Annotated in this window: 13 protein-coding genes; 9 read left to right on the top strand and 4 right to left on the bottom strand. The window is 69.7% G+C overall.

Annotated elements, in window-relative coordinates; genetic code table 11:
- Window positions 1-127: 127 nt before the first annotated feature.
- The gene (locus Pma05_RS01005; RefSeq protein WP_203855309.1) at window positions 128-685 is read right to left on the bottom strand and encodes a PadR family transcriptional regulator; all 558 of its coding nucleotides are present in this window, start codon (window positions 683-685) and stop codon (window positions 128-130) included.
- A gap of 164 nt (window positions 686-849) precedes the next feature.
- Between Pma05_RS01005 and Pma05_RS01000 the strand changes: the two genes are divergently transcribed.
- From Pma05_RS01000 to Pma05_RS00980, 5 genes are all read left to right on the top strand, one after another.
- Window positions 850-1,746, top strand: coding sequence for an SDR family NAD(P)-dependent oxidoreductase (locus Pma05_RS01000; protein ID WP_203855308.1), 897 nt, complete (start codon window positions 850-852; stop codon window positions 1,744-1,746).
- Entirely contained in the window at window positions 1,743-2,579 is an 837-nt protein-coding gene (locus tag Pma05_RS00995) for an SDR family NAD(P)-dependent oxidoreductase (RefSeq protein ID WP_203855307.1), read from the top strand. The genes Pma05_RS01000 and Pma05_RS00995 overlap by 4 nt, the downstream gene beginning before the upstream one ends.
- A gap of 176 nt (window positions 2,580-2,755) precedes the next feature.
- Window positions 2,756-3,262 (top strand): winged helix-turn-helix transcriptional regulator, encoded by a 507-nt coding sequence (locus Pma05_RS00990; protein ID WP_203855306.1) that lies wholly within the window; start codon window positions 2,756-2,758, stop codon window positions 3,260-3,262.
- A gap of 90 nt (window positions 3,263-3,352) precedes the next feature.
- Window positions 3,353-4,441, top strand: a complete 1,089-nt coding sequence (locus Pma05_RS00985) for a phosphotransferase (RefSeq protein WP_239311474.1) — start codon at window positions 3,353-3,355, stop codon at window positions 4,439-4,441.
- Between the two features lie 190 nt (window positions 4,442-4,631).
- Window positions 4,632-4,859 carry a hypothetical protein gene (locus tag Pma05_RS00980; RefSeq protein ID WP_203855305.1) on the top strand — a complete coding sequence of 76 codons (228 nt, stop codon included), beginning with the start codon at window positions 4,632-4,634 and terminating at the stop codon, window positions 4,857-4,859.
- A 225-nt stretch (window positions 4,860-5,084) separates the two neighbouring features.
- Here Pma05_RS00980 and Pma05_RS00975 read toward each other — a convergent pair whose 3' ends face one another.
- Window positions 5,085-6,272 (bottom strand): phosphotransferase, encoded by a 1,188-nt coding sequence (locus Pma05_RS00975; RefSeq protein WP_275414632.1) that lies wholly within the window; start codon window positions 6,270-6,272, stop codon window positions 5,085-5,087.
- A 102-nt stretch (window positions 6,273-6,374) separates the two neighbouring features.
- On the opposite strand from Pma05_RS00975, the gene Pma05_RS00970 reads away from it, so the two are divergent.
- Together Pma05_RS00970 and Pma05_RS00965 are read left to right on the top strand one after the other, a co-directional pair.
- The gene (locus Pma05_RS00970) at window positions 6,375-6,656 is read left to right on the top strand and encodes a hypothetical protein (RefSeq protein WP_203855551.1); all 282 of its coding nucleotides are present in this window, start codon (window positions 6,375-6,377) and stop codon (window positions 6,654-6,656) included.
- Between the two features lie 24 nt (window positions 6,657-6,680).
- Window positions 6,681-7,355 carry a nucleoside/nucleotide kinase family protein gene (locus tag Pma05_RS00965; RefSeq protein ID WP_203855303.1) on the top strand — a complete coding sequence of 225 codons (675 nt, stop codon included), beginning with the start codon at window positions 6,681-6,683 and terminating at the stop codon, window positions 7,353-7,355.
- A gap of 71 nt (window positions 7,356-7,426) precedes the next feature.
- On the opposite strand, the gene Pma05_RS00960 is transcribed toward Pma05_RS00965, so the two are convergent.
- Window positions 7,427-7,750, bottom strand: a complete 324-nt coding sequence (locus Pma05_RS00960) for a hypothetical protein (RefSeq protein ID WP_203855302.1) — start codon at window positions 7,748-7,750, stop codon at window positions 7,427-7,429.
- 284 nt (window positions 7,751-8,034) lie between these two features.
- Between Pma05_RS00960 and Pma05_RS00955 the strand changes: the two genes are divergently transcribed.
- Together Pma05_RS00955 and Pma05_RS00950 are read left to right on the top strand one after the other, a co-directional pair.
- Window positions 8,035-11,694 carry an RICIN domain-containing protein gene (locus Pma05_RS00955; RefSeq protein ID WP_203855301.1) on the top strand — a complete coding sequence of 1,220 codons (3,660 nt, stop codon included), beginning with the start codon at window positions 8,035-8,037 and terminating at the stop codon, window positions 11,692-11,694.
- Between the two features lie 217 nt (window positions 11,695-11,911).
- Entirely contained in the window at window positions 11,912-18,196 is a 6,285-nt protein-coding gene (locus tag Pma05_RS00950; RefSeq protein ID WP_203855300.1) for an RHS repeat domain-containing protein, read from the top strand.
- 117 nt (window positions 18,197-18,313) lie between these two features.
- Here the strand turns inward: Pma05_RS00950 and Pma05_RS00945 are convergent, their stop codons facing one another.
- A complete protein-coding gene (locus Pma05_RS00945; RefSeq protein WP_203855299.1) occupies window positions 18,314-20,659 on the bottom strand; it encodes a polysaccharide lyase 8 family protein in 2,346 nt (781 codons plus the stop codon).
- Window positions 20,660-20,724 lie beyond the last annotated feature (65 nt).

The following is a 20,724-nucleotide window of genomic DNA, read 5'->3' as shown; positions in this document are numbered from 1 at the left end:
CCGACCGATCGACCCATCCACCCATGTCGACCCATCCACCCATGACCGTCCATCAGCGACGCAGGCCGGGTGCCAGGCGCCCGGTGCCGGGTCGGCTTGGCCCGGCTCGGGCGCCGCGTCGGCTGGCTCAGTGCGCCCGGTCGATCCCTGGACCGGTGCCGGTGGCCGGCGGTACGGTCTTGGCCCACTCCGCCCAGTCGGCCAGTGCCTGGTGCAGTCGGGTGGCGGCCTCGGCGGCGACCCGTATCGACTGGGTCTGTGGGCTGGTCCCGACCTCGCCCCGGTCCTTCGCCTCGGCGTACCGCCGGTAGAGGGCGGCCGACTCCGCGTAGTACCGCGCCTCCTCGGCGAGGTGCCGGCGCAGTTCGTCGGGCTCCATCAGCCAGAAGAAGACCGAGCGCAGCAGCGGTTGCAGTCGGACCGTGTGGTCCACCTCGGTCGCGGTCAGCCAATGGCGTACCTCGGCCAGGCCAGAGTCGGTGATCTGGTACGCCCTGCGCCGGCGCGGCCCCTCACTGTGTACGGCGATGTGCCCGTCGGCGACGAGTCGCCCCAGCTCCGCGTAGATCTTCGGGTGCTGGGCCGGCCAGACCGCCCCCAGGAGTTGCTGGAACCGCTGGGCCAGGTCGTATCCGCTGGCCGGGCCCTCGGCGAGCAGGCCCAGCAGGCCGTGGCGCAGCGACATCGCGGATCTCCCTCGGGTGGTTGTCGACTGCCACCATCTTGACATGTACCAAGGGACATGTGCTTGGATATGTTCCATGGGACATGTCCTTGGGGCGATGTCGCCCTCGACTTCCCTTCTCGCCATCCCTCCGCAATCGCGCCAACTTCTGTGAGGTGTCCGCAATGACCGACGATCAATGCCCTGCGGTTCTGGTGACCGGCGCCGGTGGCGGGATCGGCTCCGCCGTGGTCCGTCTGCTGGCCGAGCAGGGCCACCGCGTCTACGCCGGGGTTCGCGACGACCGCGGCCAACCGCCCGGACCGGTCGCCCGCCCGTCCGGGGGAGCAGGGGTACGGACCGTGGTGCTGGACGTGACCGACCCGGACAGCGTCGCCGAGGCTGCCCGGCTGGTCGCCCGGGAGACCCGGGGACTACGGGCGGTGGTCAACAACGCCGGCGTCATCGTGCAGGGGCCGTTGGAACTGGTACCCGCCGAGGAACTGCACCGCCAGTTCGCGGTCAACACCTTCGGCCCGGTGTATGTGAGCCAGGCGTTCCTGCCGTTGCTGCGGGCCGGGAACGGCCGGCTCGTCAACGTCAGCGCCCCGACGGCCCGGGTCCGGATGCCGTTCCTAGCCCCGATCTCGGCGAGCAAGGCGGCTCTCGAAGCGCTCTCCGACTCGCTGCGGATCGAACTCGCCACCTGGCGGATCCCGGTGGTGCTGGTCGTACCCGGCAGCACCGCCACCTCGATCTTCGCCAAGGCCGACACTGCGGCCCGGGCCGCCCTGGCCCTGGCGGACCCGGCCCGCGTCGCGCTCTACGACGGACCGCTGGCCGCCGTCGCCGACGCGATGGCCCGGCAGAAACTGGAGTCGGTCGACCCGGTCGCCCGGGCGATCCTCCAGGCGGTACGGGCCAACCGACCGCGCCGGCGCTACGTGGTCGGCAGCGGCGCGCGGACGATGGGACTCCTCGCCCACCTGCCGGCCGGGTTACGGGATCGGCTGGTCGCGGGTGCGCTGGGGCTCCGGGGTCCCGCCCCGGCCGCGCCGGTCTCGGGGCCGGCGGCCCGATGAGCACCGGGGAGAAGGTCATCGTCCTGGTCGGTGCCACCTCGGGGCTCGGCCGGCAGGCCGCCGGCTCGCTGGCGGCGGCCGGGCACCGGCTGATCCTGGTCGGCCGGGACCCGGCCCGGGCCGCCCGCCTCGGCCGGGCGGTGCCGGCCGCGCACCTGGTCGTCGCGGACGTCGCCACCCTGGACGGCGTCGAGCGGGTGGCCCGAGAGGTGTACGCGGTGACGGACCGGGTCGACGTGCTGGTGAACAACGCGGGCGTGATGCTGCCGCGCCGGCAGGAGACGGCGGAGGGGATGGAGTTGAACTTCGCCGTCCATCATCTCGCCCCGTACTCGGTGACCGGTCGGCTGCTGCCGCTGCTGGCCGGTGGCCGGGTCGTCAACGTCAACTCCGAGGGGCACCGGGCTCCGCTCCGCGGCGACGGTCCGGCGCGGATCGACTTCGCCGACCTCCAGGCGCGGCGGGCGTACGACCCGTTCCTGGTGTACAGCCGCACCAAGCTGGCGAACCTGCTGTTCAGCTACGAACTCCAGCGCCGGAACCCCGAGTTGGCGGTGGTCGCCGTACACCCCGGCATGGTCCGTACCGATCTGGGCCGGCACTTCCCGCGGATCCAGGTGGCGCTGGTCGGCGCGTTCTCGTCCTCGGCCGCGCACGGCGCGAAACCCGTCGTCCGGCTGGCCACCGCCCCGGACGTCCAGCGCGGCGCCTACTACGACCGGTTCACCCCGATCGCCTCCTCGTCGGCCTCGTACGACCTGGAGACCGCCGCCCGGCTCTGGGCGGAGACCGAGAAGCTGCGCGGTCCCTTCGCCGCCTCGCCCCGACTTTGAGCCTCGCCCCGACTCCGGGCCTCGCCCCGTCTCCGAGCGCGGCTCCGTCGAGTGAGATCGAGAGGTTGTGGACACGGACCTGCGACATGCTTCTCCCGTGGTTGCAAGCTGCAATCGGTTGCCCTAGGCTGGGGGCGGTGGTAGTAGATTGCAACCACTAATCGGGGGGGTGCCGCATGGACAGCGCATCACGTTCGGGGTGCCCGATCAACGCGGCGGTGGAGGTGTTGGGAGACCCGTGGGGGATGCTCGTGTTGCGCGACATCATCTTCGGGAACCGTCGCCACTTCCGTGAGCTGATCGCGGGTTCCGAGGAGGGTATCGCCACGAACATCCTCAGCAGCCGGCTGAAGCGCCTTACCGCGGCGGGACTGCTCACCCGCCAGGACGCGCAGCGCGGACAGCGGGTGACCTATTCGCTCACCGAGGCGGGCATCCAGGTGCTGCCCATCATGGTGGCGCTCGGCAACTGGGGCCTCATCCACCGCGACGGCAGTCGCCGCCTGCGCGTGCGCGCAGAACTCCTGCGGGACGGCGGTCCCGAACTCCTGACACGGTTCATGGACGAACTGCGCGAGATCCACCTGGGCATCCCGCGCCCGGACCCCGACGCCCCTCGCGCCAGCGAGCAACTGCGAACCGCCTACGAAACGGCGATGCGCGAGCAGTCGACCCAGGACTAGCCCTGATCATTCTTGGTTGGGCTGCCCTATCATTGAACCTTTTTCAACCTCCCCTTGCGCTCCGTCGGAGCGCAAGGTCGGACGCGGTGGGTGAGCGCCGCGCGGTTCAGGTTGAAAAAGGTTCATTGGAGGGGCATCTTACGTAATGCGACCCCTTCGGTATTCCATCAATGTCACATCGGACGGCCGCTGCGATCATCGTGCAATCCCCGCGATCTCGCCTCCGGTGCGTTCGGTGCCTATGGCACGATCCTGAGTGTGCTGTTGGACGAGCTGCCGGACTGGTTGCCGGCGTGGTGTCTTGACCATCTGGGCGGCGAGCCCGCCGGCGTGCTGTTCCAGTCGCGACAGGTCTCGATGGTGTTCGGTCTGCGGTTGGCCGGTGGCAGGGATGTCGTGGTCAAGGCGCGCGCCGACGACGGCCGGGCCGCGTCGTGTGTCGCGGCGCAGGCGCGGCTGGCCGAGCGCGGGTTTGCGTGTGCCCGGCCGCTCACGCCGGTGGTCGGTGTCGGTGCACTGGCGGTACACGCCGAGGAGTACCAGCCCGGCGGCGAGGTGTTGCACGGGGACTCGCCGGACATAGCCGTGCGCTGTGCGGAGGCGTACGCCGGGCTGACGGCCGAACTTGCCGGCGTGACGGTCGCGCCGCCGCTGCCGAATCCGCCCTGGGTGCGCTGGGACCACACCGATTCCGGGGTGTGGCCGGCGATCGACTTTCTCGACAGCCGGGACCAGAGTGTCGTGTCCGAGCACATCGTCCAGACGGCTGAGCGGGCCCGGGAGCGGCTGCTGGCCGCAGGCTTGCCGTGCGTGCTCGGCCACGCCGACTTCGAGGCGCAGAACCTGCGGTGGCAGGGTTGGCAGGTGTGGGCGGTGCACGACTGGGACAGCCTGGCGTGGCAGCCGGAGGCGGCGCTGGTGGGAGCGGCGAGCGGGTCGTTCGCCAGTTCCGGGCCGCCCACACTGGCGCCGATCGAAAGCTCCGAGGCGTTCCTGGTGGCTTACCAAGACATTCGAGGGCGCCGGTTCACGGTCGTGGAGCTGGAGATGGCATGGGCGGCCAGCTTGTGGATGGCTGCCTACAACGCCCGGGAGATGGCACTGTGCGGTGGCAGCCCGGCGGGCGCCGATGCGCTGCGGGCGCAGGCAGCTGAACGCCTCCGCCGGGCTAATGCGTAACGTCAGCACAAAATTCAGCGAGCGCCCCCCGCCGTAACGTCCACCCGCGCTTCGAGATCAGCACCGCCGCCAGTCCCCCCGACGACCTCCGCCGACCTGAGCCGGTGGCGCCGGTCTGACTCCACCGCCATCCTCCGGGGGAGTCTGGCATCTCGATCACAAGTTCTCCGTCAACACCGACGCGAGCCTGGTGCGGCTCGACATCACCTATCCCGAGTACCTGGACGCGATGCTGCTCACCCGGGGTCTGATCCACTGGCCTTACCTCTACGCCGATCCGAACGATCCCGGGTTCGGCTACGCCCAGGCGGACCTGCGCCGCGATGTCGACTTCCTTGCGCGTACCTTTCCCCGCGACGACTTCTCCGACCTGCGTGCGCGGGCCGACATCCTGGCCCGAGCCCGTGATCAAGCCTGAGGCGGTTGCGGCACTTGGGCGACGCTGCGGATGGCCGTTACGATCCCGATCGTGACGCCCGTCGATTCCGAACGCGGGCGGTCGGTGTTTCGGGCTGTCCGAGGCCACCACCGGCTACCTGGCGAGCTTCTGGCCAGGGTGCGGGTCCTGCTCGTACTCTGCCTGGTCTGCTGCGGCCTGGCCGGCTATCAGATGTCATGGCACTGAACAGTCGACGTGTGGTGGCTATTGCTCCAATGTCGCCTCGGCGGCCAGCCGGGGTGTGGGATCGGATTCTGTTTTGCGGACGTCCGCCAGCAGCTTGGCGATCACCGCTTCGGTCACCCAGGCGTTGCCGGTACGGTCGGCGGCACCCAGCCAATCACCGATGTCCCACATCGCCCGGCAGGCAGCCAGTACGGGAAAGCCGGTCACCTCGCTCTGGCTCAGCGGACGGACCTGCTGGTAGCCGGCGAGGACCGCTGCCCAGCGTTCGCGATCCTCCTCCGGCGAGTCCGGCCCGCGATAGAGAGCGACCAGGTCGTACGCGCGTAACCCGAACCCGCAGTGGTCGAAGTCGAACGTGACGAACCGTCCGTCGCCGTCGATGTTGGTGTTGCCCCGGTGCAGGTCTGCATGGATGATTCCGTATGCGCCGCCGATCGCTCGGAGCCGCTGGATCTCGCCGGTCAGTCGCTCGCCGAGCTCGCCGAGCTCGGCGAGGTCCGCCGCGGCCCGGCCCGAGCCGGCATAGGGTGCCAGGCTGGCCAGCGGGCGTTCGACGAGGATGTGTTCGTCGAGGTGGTAGCGATCGTGGCTGGTGAGGAAGGTGTCCATCTCCAGGTGCATCCGGGCGATGCCGGAGCCGTACTCGCGCCATTGCTCGGCGGTCAGCGTGCCTTCGTACAAGGGTGTGCCAGGCGCGTGGGTGAACAGGGCGAAGCATCGTTCGCCTTCGGGCGCCACCAGCCGGCCGAGCCGGTCGCCGACGGTCCGCTGGTACGGGCGGATGACGCCCAGCCCGGCCGCGGCCAGGTGCTCAAGCAGGTCGAGTTCGAAGCGGAGGTCGGATTCCGAACGGATCCAGTACTTCTCTCGGTTGTAGACCCGCAGCACGCGGCGACCGCCCTCGACGTCGGTGACGAGGTAGGTGTCGTTGAAGCCGCGGTTCAGCAGGCTCACATTGACGGGCGCTGCGACGGCGTACTCCCGTTCCACGAGCTGGGCGAGGTCCCCGGCGTGGACGAGCGAGTGGGTCACGCGCATGTCGAGTGAGCCTACAAGGGGACCAGGTGGCCAGCCAGGGAAACCGGCGGTGGTAGCCGAGCAGGGTGGACAGCGGGGCCGCCGGCGCGGTGAGCGGATGCGGTCGTAGTGACGCAAGGTACGTTCCGTGACGCCGGTCATCCGGGCGAGTTCCCCGATCCGCCACATCTTGACCTTCTCCCTGGGGCAGGGTTCTACCGTCCCCCAGCATGACATCGGCTGACAGGAACCCGGGCGCCCGACTTGTGGGCGTGCTTCTACGGCGTCGAGGTGGCCGGCGCGGTGCTGCTTACCGCCAAATGGGCGGTCAACCTTGCCGGGCTGCTGTGGGTCGCGGCCACTGTGGTCACCGCGATTGGTGCCCACCTGCCGGACCGGCTTCGTCGGGCCGGTGGGTTCGCTGCCCTGGCTGGTCTCGCCGCTGTCGTCGTGCCGTGGACCACCGGGACCGACGGCATGTCACCAACGCTGGAACAACTCTGCTACGCACTCCAACTACCTGTCATGATCTGGTACGGCGCAGTAGGTTGGCGGCTCATCCGGCGCCGATGACCCTGAATCACAGCGGAGAAGCAGATGGTCCAAGGCACCCGCGACGAGTTGCTCGGCCGGCTGGCGGAGGCGGTCGGGTCCGTCACGGTCGCACACCCGACGCGGGTTGCCATCGACGGACCGCCCGCCGCAGGCAAGACCACGCTCGCCGACGAGCTGGCCGTCGTCTTGCGCACACAGGGCCGCGACGTCATCCGGGCGACGATCGACGATTTCCTCTTCCTCCGGGCACAGCGCTATCCGCGCGGCGAGTACTCGGCCGAAGGCTGCTACTTCGACACCCACGACCACGACGCGCTGAACCGGGTTCTGCTCGATCCGCTCGGCCCGGGCGGGGATCGGCACTTCCAACACGCGGTCTACGACCGCACAACGGATACCGCGCTGTCCCCGCCGGTCACGACTGTCCCCGCCGACGCCGTGCTGGTCTTCGACGGCGTCTTCCTCATGCGCCCGGAACTGATTGATCGGTGGGATCTGCGCATCCTCGTGTCGACCGCGCTCGAGAAGACCGTGGATCGTGCCGTACTCCGAGAGCGTCAGGTGTTGTCCCGGGCCGAAGTCGAACGGCGCTGGCGCGAGCGTTACATCCCCTCCCAGCAGTTCTACTTCGCTACCGTCAACCCGACCGATCACGTCGATTTCATCGTGCACAACGACGAGCCCCAGCAGCCGGTCTGGGAGACCCGAACACACTGACCGCCGTCACACAGACGAGGCTTCCTTCGACCACGCTCGGTTACCGCGGCCGGGTCTCAGATCCCCGTCGGCTATCGGCGCCAGCCGAACAGGCTGCGGCGCCGACGCGGCTGCGGCGGCGGGGCGTCAGCAGATCGCTGGAGGTGCGCCTCGAGTCCGGCCCCGCAGGACCGGCACAGCAGCCAGTCTGTCTGGTCCCGGCGCACCTGCGCGACCCATTCCCCGAACCAGTGTTCGTCGCTCAGGTCGAGACCGAACTGGCTGGACAGGCGCTTGTGGTGCTCGATGGCCGCCTTCGGCCGGTAGCCGCTGTCGACGGCCGAGTGCAGTTGCGCTGCGGAGTATCGTTTCGCGCTCGGGCCAGGTGGCTCGTTGCAGATATCACAGGCGGCCATACCCAGAGGATACGTTGGCGCGTCGGGGACGATTCCCGTCGTGGCCGCTACCTGCCAGAAGGTCCGCAGCGTCTGCCTCGGCTGGCCGGTGGCGCCGGCGGAACCGGCGGTGCGTTGGCATTACCTCGGCGGAGACTTCACGGGCTGTGCGGAAAATGTGCTGCCCTGTGGGCATCCTTTGCTTGCACTCCAGACTCGTACTCGTTCGGGCCCGAGCGGTGGAGTGTGCGTGAAGGAGCGGAGGGGCCGCGATGACGCTTCGTTTCGGTGCTGCCGGTTGGTCGGTGGCTCTCTTGACGGCGCTCGTGGTGGGGTCCGGCGCGCCGGCCGGCTCAGCCGGGCCGGCGTCGGCCCACGCTGCCCTGTCCCGACCGCCGACCGCGTCGGCGGCACCCGACCCGGTGGGCGGGGTCGAGGCTGCCCGGGCGGCCGAGACCGCGCGGCGGACCGGCGTACCCGTCGAGATCGTCGGCGAGCGCACCGAGACCGCGCGGGTGTTCGCGAATCCGTCGGGGACCCGCACCCTCGAGCAGTATGTGCTGCCGGTACGGGCCCAGCGCGACGGCCGGTGGGTTCCGATCGACACCCGGCTGGTCCGCGACGCGGCCGGCGGGGTGTCGCCGGGAGCGACTCCCATCGGGTTGCGACTCTCCGGTGGCGGTTCCGGTCCGCTGGTCACCGCCGAGCAGGACGGCGCCGAGCTGGGATTGACCTGGCCGGCGCCGTTGCCGGCGCCGGTGCTCGACGGTGACACGGCGACCTATCCCGAGGTGCTGCCCGGAGTGGACCTGCAAGTCCGGGTCAACGGGGTGGGCTTCTCCCAGTTCCTCGTCGTCAAGAACGCGGCAGCGGCGGCGAATCCGGCGCTGCGCCGCATTCGGTTCGGCACCAGCACCCGGAAGCTGACCCTGCGCGCCGGGGCGGACGGCGGCAGCACGGCCGTGGACGCCACCGGCCGCGCGGTCTTCGCCTCCGGCCCGCCGGTGATGTGGGACAGCACTCCGGAGCCACCCGAGGCGACCGGCGCCACCCTCCGGATCGCGCCGGACGCCGAGAGCGGCCGGGGTGAAGAGGCGCGGCCGGCGCCGGGCCGGCAACGGGTGATGGACCTGGAGGTCAACCCCGGTGAACTGGTGGTGGTCCCGGACCAGAAGATGCTCACCGCCCCGGACACCCGGTACCCGGTCTACATCGACCCGTCGTACAGTGCGGCCCAGTACCGGTGGACCCTGGTCAACAAGGACGCGGCCGGAAAGTCCTACTGGACCGACGACTTCTACCGCGAGGACGTCCGGGTCGGTACGGTGTACGACAGCGGCGACGGCCCGTGGCGGACGTTCTTCCAGATGAACATCGCCCGGGTGGCCCGGGCAACGGTGTCCCGCGCCTGGTTTTCGATCTCCATGACGCACACCGCGAACTGCGCGGAATCGAGCGTCGAGTTGTGGCACACCAGACCGATCGACCCGGCGGTAGGTGTCACCTGGAACAACAGTGCGGGAAACTGGCTCGGTGGGGCGGCCCTGGCGACCCGCGACGGCAAGGCCAACAAGTCGAGATGCGGCCAGCCGCCGATGCTGATGGAGTTCGGCCTGACCCCCGACACGGTCACCCCGGTCGTGCAGGAAGCGGTGCGGGGGGTGAACGGTCCGCAGGAGGCGATCGGGTTCGGGCTGAAGATCCCGGATGACCACGAGGGCAAGGAACTTTACTGGAAACGGTTCAACCCGGCCACCGCGCGGCTCAACATCGAGTACAACACGCCGCCGGAGAGTCCGACGAGCGTCTCCACCGTGCCGCCGACGCCGTGTGGCACCGCCGCCGCGCCGACCGCATTGAACACCGCCACCCCGACCTTCACGGCGGTGGGCTACGACCCGAACAGCGACAACGTCACCAACGAGCTGGAGATCCTCTCCGGAGAGACGGTTCTGACCAGCCTGTCCTCGGGCACGGTCGGCTCTGGCAGTGTGGTGCGCTGGCCGCCGGTCCCCGCCGGGACCCTGCCGACCGATCAGCCCGGCGCCGTGTTCAGCTACCGCGCCCGTACCCGCGACTCGGGGCCGCCCGGCGGATACGGCGAGCGCTGCTGGTTCACTGTGGACGCCAGTCGGCCGTTGCCGCCGACGTTGACCTCCACGGACTATCCCGGCCCTACCCCGGTGAAGGCGGTCGGCGAGGTCGGCACGGTCACCTTCGCCCCAAGTGGCGCGGAGACCGACGTCGCCGGCTACCGGTACGGGTTCAGCCAGGACGTCACCACCATGTGGGTGGCCGCCGGGGCGGACGGTCGGGCCACCGTACCGGTGACGCTGTGGCCGCAGTTCGCGACCGACACCGGTGACGTCCGCCGGACCCTCTGGGCGCGGGCGGTCGACCGGGCCGGCAACAACAGCGGGCTCAGCTCCGGCCGCGAACTGGTCGCCCGGGGCCGTACGGTCAGCGATCCCGCGGTCTCCGCGGACGTCAACGGCGACCGGCGGGGCGACGTGACCGCGCTGGTGGACCACGGGCACGGCCAGACCGCGGTGTGGAACCTGCTCTCCGCCCCGGGCGGCTTCCATCCCGGGTACGTCGCCTGGGACACCGGCATTTCCGGCGGGTTCCCGGCCGAGCTGGTGCGGAGCGTGACCGGCGACTTCGACGGGAACGGCCGCACCGACGTCGCCATCTTCCGCGAGGACGCCGACCGGATGGTCCGGCTCTTTCTGCTGCCCGCCGACGGGAACCGGTTCTCGGCCGTGAGCGAGCCGGTGTGGACCGGCGACATCTTCCGGCTCAGCCACCTGAAGGTGGTCGCCGGGGACTTCGATGCGGACGGCGACGACGACATCGCCGCGCTCCAGGGCCTCGCCGGCGGCCAGCTCAAGCTCTGGGCGTACCTCTCCACCGGGAACGGGTTCGCCGCCCCCGCGCTGAGCTGGGACAGCGGCGCCACCGGTGCCGGGGTCGCCGGTGCCAACCTGGTCGCCGCGGACGTCGACGGAGACGGCGACGACGACGTCGTGGACATGCACGACATGGGGAACGCCCAGACGCACATGCGAATCCACCACGCCACCGCCGGGGTATTCGGCGGCCCGGTGACGCGCTGGGACAGCGGGGTCGGCGCCTTCGACGCCCGGCGCGCCCGGTTCGTCGCCGGGGACGTCGACGGGGACGCCCTGCGCCGCGCCGAGGTGGTCGCGCTCTACGACGACGGCAACGCCACGGCCCGGCTGGTGACCTGGAAGGGCGACGGTACCGTCTGGACGCCGACCACCCGGTGGAGCAGCGGCGTGGGCGGCTTCGACGCCACCCGCGGCACCCTCGCCGCCGGGGACTTCGACGCCGACGGCCGGACCGACATCGCGTCGCTGTACGACACCGGCGGCGGGAAGCGCCGCCTCTACACCTTCATCTCGACCGGCAGCGGGTTCGCCGACAAGCGCGCGGACTGGGAGGGGTACGTCAGCGAGGCCAGGCCGACCGTGCACGTCGACCCGAACCGGAGGTACCGCATCCATCCCGTGCACAGCAACAAGTGCTTCGACGTACCGGGCGGGAGCACAGCGAACGACGCGATCCTGGACCAGTGGGACTGCGTCACCACGGCGACCTGGGAGACGTTCCGCTTTGAACGCGTCGGCGGCTCACCGTATTACCTGATCAGGACCGCCGCCGACAAGTGCCTCGACATCGCGGGGTACAGCCTGCTGGACAACGCACACACGCTCCAGTACGCGTGTTACGAGGCTGGTGCGGCGAAGTCCAATCAGCAGTTCCGGCTGGACCTGGTGGCGGGCGGCGGATACGAGCCCGTGGTGCAGTTGCGGGTCGTACACAGCGAAAAGTGCCTGCGGGTCAGCGGCGCGAGTATCGCCAACGGAGCCCGGATCGTGCAGGCTCCGTGTGCCGCCGTACCGCCGTCCGATCAACGGTTCGCGCTCCGCCTGGAGCCGTGACCACGGATACCTGGGTCGGCGGCTTCGTGTGCGCTCCTTCTGTGCGCGGCCAGGACGAGGAAACGGGACTACCACAACGCCCGGGTGATATGTAACGCGCGCCTGTTGAGGCGTGTGCGAATTCTGTGCATACCGCCTGTCATGCTGCGCATCAACGTATTCCTATTCTTCGCAGAACCTATTCCTACTCTTCGCAGGATGAGCAGCGGGAGGAAGCGTGGACCACGTGGTGCGTCGCCAGTTGGGGCTGGCGTTGGCGACGGTTATGGCAGCGTCGGTAGTCTGCGGTATCCCGGAGCGGGCGGAGGCCGCGCCGGTGGACGATCTCTCGCTCGCCAGGGAGCGCTCGGCGGCCGTCCGGCCGGTGTCGGTGCCGGAAGCCAAGCCGGGCCTTGTCGAGAAGTTGGCGCTGCGCGGCACTCCTGCCGTCTCCTGGCCCACGCCGGGTAACGCGGAGATCAGTCTGGACACGGCCGGCACCGCGGCCGACGCGAGCGCCGCCGGCAACGCGTATGTCCAGGCGGGCAAGCTGCCCGTGTCGGTCGGCGCGCCCAAGGGTATCGCCGCCCGTTCGGCAACACCCGGCCGGGTACGGGTCGAGATGCTGCCGCGGCGCGCGGACGGCTTGCTGTTACGGGTGAACCGCGCCGACGGGGTGGCCACCGCCGGCCAGGTCGGCCTGGAGGTCGACTACTCCTCCTTCCGCGACGCCTACGGTGCGGACTGGGCGACCCGGCTGCGGTTGGTGGCCGTACCCGAGTGTGCGCTCGCCACGCCGGATCTTCCGGAGTGTGCCGGTACCCCGATCGCCACCCGCAATGACGGTTCGGGCCGGCTGAGCGGGGATGTCGAGGTACGGGCCACGAGCGGGTCCGGCTTGTACGCGGTCATCGCCGCCGCGTCCTCCGGTGCGGGCGACTTCAAGGCCACCGCGCTGTCGCCCTCCTCCACGTGGTCGGTCGGCACCTCTTCCGGCGACTTCAACTGGCGCTACCCGATGGAGTCCGTGCCGGGCCTCAGCGGGCCGCAGCCGGCCCTGGAGCTCGGTTACTCCAGCGGCGGCATGGACGGCCGGACCTCGTCGACGAACAACCAGCCGTCGTGGGTCGGCGAGGGGTTCGCGTTCGAGCCGGGAGGCTACATCGAGCGGCGGTACAAGTCGTGCGGCGAGGACACCAGCGGCGGCAACAACAGCGGCCGGAAGACCGGCGACCTGTGCTGGTCGACCGACAGCGGACGCCGGGGAAGCTTCGACAACGCGGTGATGGTGCTCGGCGGGCGCGGCGGTGAGCTGATCCGTGACGACGCCACCGGGCAGTGGAAGTCACGCGTCGACGACGGGACGAAAGTGGAGCTTCTGACCGGCGGCGACAACGGCGACGACAACGGGGAGTACTGGCGGATCACCACCCCGGACGGCACCCAGTACTACTTCGGCAAGCACAAGCTGACCCGTTGGGAGTCGGGTGACGAGGTCACCAACTCGGTCTGGACGGTTCCGGTCTTCGGCAACCATTCCGGTGAGCCGTGCTACAAGTCGACGTTCGACGCGTCGTACTGCGACCGGGCGTGGAAGTGGAACCTCGACTACGTCGTGGATCGCAACGGCAACACCATGAGCCTGTTCTACGGGACCGAGAAGAACAACTACGCCCGCAACATCACCGCCAGCAAGGTGTCGAGCTACATCCGGGGCGGCTGGCTCAAGCGAATCGACTACGGGCAGCGCGACGGTGAGGTCTACGCGAAGCCGGCGGTCGGCCGCGTGCTGTTCACCGAGGCGGACCGGTGCATCCCCGGCACCACCTGCGCCGCTTCGTCGCCGGCGAACTGGCCGGACGTACCGTGGGACCAGGCGTGCACGAGCAGCACGAGTTGCAACAACAAATTCAACCCCACCTTCTGGACCCAGAAGCGCCTGGCCGCCGTGACGACGCAGGTCTGGGGCGGCCTCGCGTACCGCAACGTCGACTCGTGGACGCTGATCCACTCGTACCCCAGCCCCGGCGACGGCACCCGGGCCGGAATGTGGCTGGCCTCGGTCCAGCACAAGGGTCTCGTCGGCGGCGAGGCGAGCCTGCCACCGATCAGCTTCGAGGCGACCCAGTTGGCCAACCGGGTGGACGGCGTCGACGGCATCCCGCCGATGAACTGGATGCGCGTCAGCGGGATCAATCTCGACTCGGGCGGCAAGATCACGATCGGCTACTCGCCGAAGGAGTGCGCCGTACCCGGAAACGTGCCAGTGCCCGACTCGAACACCGCGCGCTGCTTCCCGACCCGATGGACGCCGGAGGGGCTGACCGCCGAACGCCTTGACTGGTTCAACAAGTACGTGGTCACGGAGGTGACCGAGGTCGATCGCACCACCGGCCTGCCGCCGGTGATCACGCGGATCGAGTACCCGAACAAGCCGGCCTGGCGGTTCGACGAGGCCGACGGGATGGTGCCGGACAACAAGAAGAGCTGGTCGCAGTGGCGCGGGTACGACCGGGTTCGCGTCCACAAGGGTCCGGTAAACGGCCCGCAGTCCGTGACCGAGTCGCTGTACTTCCGCGGCATGGACGGTGACCGGACCTCGGCCGGCGGGAAGAAGGAGGTCTGGATCACCGACTCGGCCGGTACCCGGCTGCGCGACTCCGACCAGTTCGCCAACGTCCCGCGGGAGAACATCAGGTACACCGCCGGCGGCGCGGTGCACGAGAAGGAGATCACCGACCCGTGGCTGTCGGCGGCCACCGCCACCCGGACCCGTAGCTGGGGCACGACCCAGGCGTTCCGGGTCGAGGAGGGGAAGGTCCGGCAGAGCCAGGCCACGGGCTCGGGCGGCTGGCAGAACATGGGCGCCGAGAACGTCTACGACGCCGACGGCACGGTGCAGCGGTCCAACGATCTCAACGATGTGTCGAACCCGGACGACGACACCTGCACCCGCTACTGGTACACGAGGAACGAGTCGGTATGGATCATCAACCTGCCGTACCGCATCGAGACGGTCGCGGCGAACTGTGACCGTACCCCCGTCTACCCGGACGACCTCATCTCCGACGTCCGGCACTACTACGACGGCAGCGGCACGCTCGGTGCGCCGCCGGTGCGCGGTGAGGTCACCCGGACCGAGGGACTGTCGGGCTGGGTGAACGGGGCACCGACCTACGTGACAACGAGGCGGGTGGGCTACGACGTACACGGCCGCGAGATCGAGGAGTACGACGCGAGGGGCGCCCGGACGACGACGGCCTACACGCCGGCCACCGATGGCCCCGTCACCCAGATCGATGTCACCAACGCGCTCGGCCATCGCCTCCGAACCATGTACGAGCCGGCCTGGGGCGAGGACACCGTCGTCCTTGACGCGAACGACCGGCGGACCGAGGTGCGCTACGACCCGCTGGGCAGGCTCGCGAAGGTGTGGCTGCCGGGCCGGGCGACCACCCAGACGCCCAGCGCGGAATACAGCTACCTGGTGCGTACCACCGGGGCCAACGCGGTGACCTCAAGGACGCTGCAACCCAACGGGGACTACGAAACCGAGTACGAGCTCTACGACGGCCTGATGCGGCCACGGCAGACCCAGGAGCCCGCACCCGGCGGCGGCCGCATCCTCAGCGACAAGGTCTACGACTCGCGTGGCCTCGTCGTGAAGGAGAACGGGCCGTACTACAACGATGCGCCACCGGGCACCGACGTGGTCCTCGCGGACGAGAACATGATGCCGGCGCAAGTGCGCACCGTGTTCGACGAGAACGAACGCCCGACGAACATCATGTTGATGGTCGACGGACTCGAGAAGTGGCGCACCACGCACACCTACGGCGTCAACCGGCACGATGTCGATCCGCCCGACGGCGAGACACCGACGACAAGGATCACGGACGCGGAAGGCAACCTGATCGAGCTCCGCGAGTACCACGGCGCTTCGCCGACCGGCACGTACGACGCGACGAAGTACACGTACACCAACCGCGGGGAAATTGCCACGGTCACCGACCCTGCCGGCAACGTCTGGCGGTACGAATACGATCTGCGGGGTCTCCGGATTCGCGCTGAGGAGCCGGACCGTGGCGCCACCGATGTCACCTACAACGATGCCGGGGAGATCGTCACGACCCGGGACGCGCGCGGCAGCACCATCGCCCATGCCTACGACATCCTCGGCCGGCAAACGGCGACTTTCGAGGGATCGCTGAGCGGCACCAAACTAACCAGCCGGACCTACGACACGCTTCCCGACGGCACACCGGCTCGCGGCAGTCAGATCGCCGCCGCCCGGTACGTCGGCACCAGCGCCTACATCTCCGAGGTCACCGGGTTCGACGCCGCCGGCCGGCCGACCGGGACGCGGGTCACCATCCCGGCAAGCGAAGGGGCGCTGGCCGGTAGATACGAGTCCAGCCAGACGTACAAGGTGGACGGATCGTCGGCCACGGTGGGGTTGCCCGCCGCCGGTGGGCTCCCCGCCGAGCAGATCACCACCGGGTACGACAGCCTCGGGCAGGCGGTCACGCTCAGCGGGGCGAGCAGTTACGTCACCGCCACCGAGTACACCCAGTTCGGTGAGCTGCGCCAGTTGACGCTCTCGGCCGGGGGAGCGGCCACCCGGCTCGGATACGAGTACGAGTACGGCACCCATCGGCTGGCCCGGGCCGTGGTCTCCCGCGACGCCGCGCCACAACGCGTGGCCGATTTCGTCTACGGCTACGACCCGGCCGGCAACATCACGTCGATCGCCGATCGTGCCGAGAAAGCCGAGGAGACCCAGTGCTTCCGGTACGACCACCTTCGACGGCTTTCCGAGGCGTGGACACCGGCCTCGGGTGACTGCCAAGCAGCGCCAGCGGCGGGCGGGCTCGGCGGCCCGGCACCGTACTGGCACTCGTGGACGTTCGACAAGATCGGCAACCGGCTCTCGGAGACCCGTACCACCCCGGGTGGCGCTCGGACCACGAGCGTGTACAGCTATCCGGCCGCGGGCCAGGCCCGGCCGCACGCCGTGAGCCGGGTGACCACGACCGGACCCGACGGCGCGGCGCAGGTCGAGGAGTTCGGTTACGACGCCGCCGGAAACACGGCAAGCCGGCGGAAGGGGACCGACGAGCAGATTCTCACCTGGGATGCGGAAGGTCGCGTCAGCAGCATCACCAAGGCGGGAGCCACCACGAGCTTCCTCTACGACGCCGGGGGTACCCGGCTGATCCGGCGCGATGCCAACGGCACGACCCTCTACCTCGGCGAGACCGAGCTGCGTCTGGCGCCCAACAGCACCGTGACCGGCACCCGGTACTACGGATTCGGCGGCCGTACCATCGCGGTACGCACCTCGGCCGACAACGCGCTGAACTGGCTGGCGCTCGACCATCACGGGACGCCGGAGATCGCCATCGATGCGAGCAGCCAGAACGTGAAGCGCCGCAGGCACACCCCGTACGGCGAGGTCCGCGGCGCGGCGGTGGCGTGGCCCGGCGAGAAGGCATTCGTCGGCGGCACCGCCGACCCCGGCACCGGTCTGGTCCATCTCGGCGCCCGCGAGTACGATCCGGCGCTCGGCCGGTTCATCTCGGTCGACCCGGTGACCGACCACAACGAACCGCAACAGGCCAACGGCTACACCTACTCCAACAACAACCCCGTCACCTACGCCGACCCGAACGGTGATCGGTGGGCCATCAGCACCCAGCACGTCAAGAAGATGAAGGTCAAGTCCGTAACGGAGAAGCAGCCCTACTGGGAAAGAACCTGGGTGGCCTTCACGAGCTGGGAACCCGTGAGATGGGTCATAAAGATCCCGTTCATCGGCAACCTCATCAAGTCGGCCTGGAGGCAGGTCACGAAGTGGGTGGAGCAGGTCAAGCAGCTCTGGCGCACCATCACCAAAAAGATCACGGAATGGGTCACAGAGGTCCGGCGGATAAAGACCTGGATCAAGGACGAGGTCAAGAAGGCATGGAAGAAGGCCAGCCCGCACATCAACCGAATGAAGAGGAATATCGTCAACGGGGCTAGAAAGGCGGCCGGGGCGGCCAGCAGGGGCCTTGCCAAGGCAGGGGCAGCGATGAAGCCGGGTGGGGCGGGCTGGAAGATTCTCAAAACGGGTTTGGCCCTCGGGGCGTTCATCCCCCTCTGCTCCGCCATCTGCGGCTTGGGCGCGGCCGCGATGACCGCAGTCGACATGGGCGTGGCCCTCGGGGACGGGAACATCAGAACCGCCGGCTGGGAGGCGGCCGGTCTGGTGACGTTCGGCCTCGGCAGGGGGGCGCAACTCGCGATCAACTCCGCCCGCCGCGCCCAGACGGCGGCCCGTGCGATGCCGAGGGACGCGCCCGGCCGGGTCGACCAGCTCACCAGGGCCAACGCCCGCGTCGCCAACCGCGAGAGGGCGGCCGGGGAGGCGGAGGGGAAACTCGTCGGCACCGACGCCGCGCTGTTCGTCAAGGACGCCGTCTCCAACGGCAGCGAGGCGATATGGGGGGACAAGGCGAAGCGACTCTTCGACATGCATTAAGGCCCTACTTCAGATGAGATCAGCGCCGCGGTTCGCGGCGCTGATCTTTTCGCTGTGAGGAGTGAACCTTTCAACCTGAACCGCGTGGCAAGCCGGAATGGGCCGGCTGGTGGAGCCTCAGCGCGTGAGCCGGATGGTGCGGGTGGCGCCGGCGGCTCCGGAGACGTTGACCAGCACGGTCAACGGGTCGAGGGTGACGACCTGCACGTTCGGGTCGGGTGTCAGCACGCTGGTGGCGGCGGTGTTGACGGTCAGCCGGATCTGGCTGGCCCGGTGGGTCGGGTCGGCTACCGCCAGCACCAGCTCGGTGGGGCGCTCGACCAGGACGACCGACCCCGCGTTCTGGCTGGTGACGATCGACGCGGTGCCGGCGGCCCAGAAGTTGATCGCGAGTACGCCGCTGGACAGCGCCCGGGCCGCCTGCACCGTCGGCGTGTTCGCCACCACCCGGGTGTTCGGGCTTGCGGCGTACTCGGCGGTCCGTTCCGGCGTCGCGGTAGGCAGCAGGACGTACGCATAGCTGGCGTTGCTGGGGCTGGTGCCGTGTTCGATCCACGCGCTGAGGTACGTCCGGGTGATCGCACCGGTCTGGCCGGCGTACACCGGGTGCTTGTTGATGTCGGTCCAGCGGCCGGTGCGGGCCTCCCGCCGGAAGTCGACCTGGGTCGGGGTGGGAAAGACGTACCCGCCCACGCCGGTGAGGTGCAGCCACCGGGTCCCCGGGACCTCGGTCCAGCCCGGCGCGGCGACCACCTCGGCGCCGTTGACGAGCAGTTTCTCCGCCCCGCCGAGCTGGCGGTTCTCGACATAGGTGTTGATCCGCCCGCCGCCCGAGGCGGTGATGGCGGCGCCGAGCGCCACCACCTCCTCGTCGAAGCAGAACCACGACTTCTTGGCGGTCAACGTCGAGCCCTGCGCCGCGAGGTTGATTCCGCCGGCCGTGTACCGGCCCTCCGCGGTGGCGCCGCCGGCCCAGTTGACCGTGCTGCGATAGCCCCTGCCTTCGGCGGCCGACCGGGACCGTACCTCCGCCGTGGTGCCCGGGATCCGGGTCGGGTCGACGGTCGGCCAGTACCCGTTGCCGAACTCGCCGCCATCGCCGACATACAGGTAGGTCGCCCCGTCCGCGGTGAGCCACCCGCGCAGGTTCTCGTCGTTGATGGACTCGTAGTTGGCGATCCGGCTGGAGAACATCGAGATGCCCAGCGCCCAGGTCGGCTTGCGGTGCACGATCCGGTCCTGTCTCGGGTACACCTTGCTGACGGCCAACGGGCCACGCCGCGCAACGGTGTCGTCGTTCATCAGCGCGGCGGCGGTCAGCCGGACCGGAATGTTCCGGTCCGGCAGCGGGTCACCGGAGGCGTCGGCCAGCAGCCATTCCTTGAGTACGGAGCGGAGCCAGGGCTGGTCGCCGGCGGGTACGGCCGGGATCAGGCCGAGCGCCGCGGTCAGGGTGTATCCGCCCATGGCGTGGTTCTGTTCGTCGGGCCGGGAGATCACCCGACCCATCGCCATGTCCATGAAGGCGCCCCGCCAGATCAGCGGGTCGAACGCGTCCCGGATCCAGTTCACCGCCATCGATCCGTCGATCTGCCGGGCGGTGCCCGCGACCGTCGCCAGCGCCGGCGCCAGGGCGTCCAGAATGGATGCCCCGTACGAGCCGGCGTACGGGTAGTAGTCGTGCTGGATGAACGAGCCGTCCCGGTAGAAGCCGTCACCCGAGGTGACGTAGCCGAGGACGTCGCCGAGTCCGGCCACGCCGGAGGCGACGGTGGCGGCGTCGGAGAGCAGCGCCCCCCGTCCGACGACCACGTGCGCGGTCAGCGCCCGGTTGGCCGCGGTGTACACCGGCCTCGGCGTGTGCCGGGCCGTCGCCCGGCCGTACGCCGACAGCTTGCTGGCGGCCAGCCGGTCGTAGAGGATCACCTGCGCGTCGTTGAATGCCCGTGGGCCGCTGATCTCCCACTCGTACCAGTTGTCGTCCGGCGGACGGGGGGCGTCGTACCAGTTCGCCACGATCCAATCCAGGCCGCCGATGGTGTCCGCCAGCAGCGTGGCGTCTCCGGCCAGCCCCGCACCGGGCGTGGCCCAGGCCAGCGCCATCGCCCTGAGCCGGACGAACGAGTCCCGGATCGCGAACGACCGGTGGACGGCAGGTCGGGCATCCGACCACAGGTACGTCCGGCCCGACCCCTTCGCCATGCTCGACCACCACCGCTGCCCGTCGTCGGTGATCCTGGTCAGCACCCGGGCGACCGCCGGATCGGCCGGGTCGTAGCCGCTGGTGACGTGCAACGCGCGCCACTGCTGGCGCATCAGCGCGAAGTCGTCGGCGGCGCTCGGGCGGGGTGCGGCCGAGCCGCCGGTGGCCAGCACGGTGGGTGCGACGGTACCGGCCGCGACGGCGGCACCCGCCCCCAACAACGCGCGCCGGGAGTATCCGGGAGTGCGTCGATCGTTCATGTCTGGCTCTCAATCTGGCACGATCAGGACCGGCGGACGGACCCACGCCGGTTGACCGCGAGGAG

The sequence above is a fragment of the Plantactinospora mayteni genome, assembly GCF_016862935.1.
GTDB classification, from domain to species: Bacteria; Actinomycetota; Actinomycetes; order Mycobacteriales; family Micromonosporaceae; genus Plantactinospora; species Plantactinospora mayteni.
This window is presented reverse-complemented; position numbering and strand designations above follow the sequence as displayed.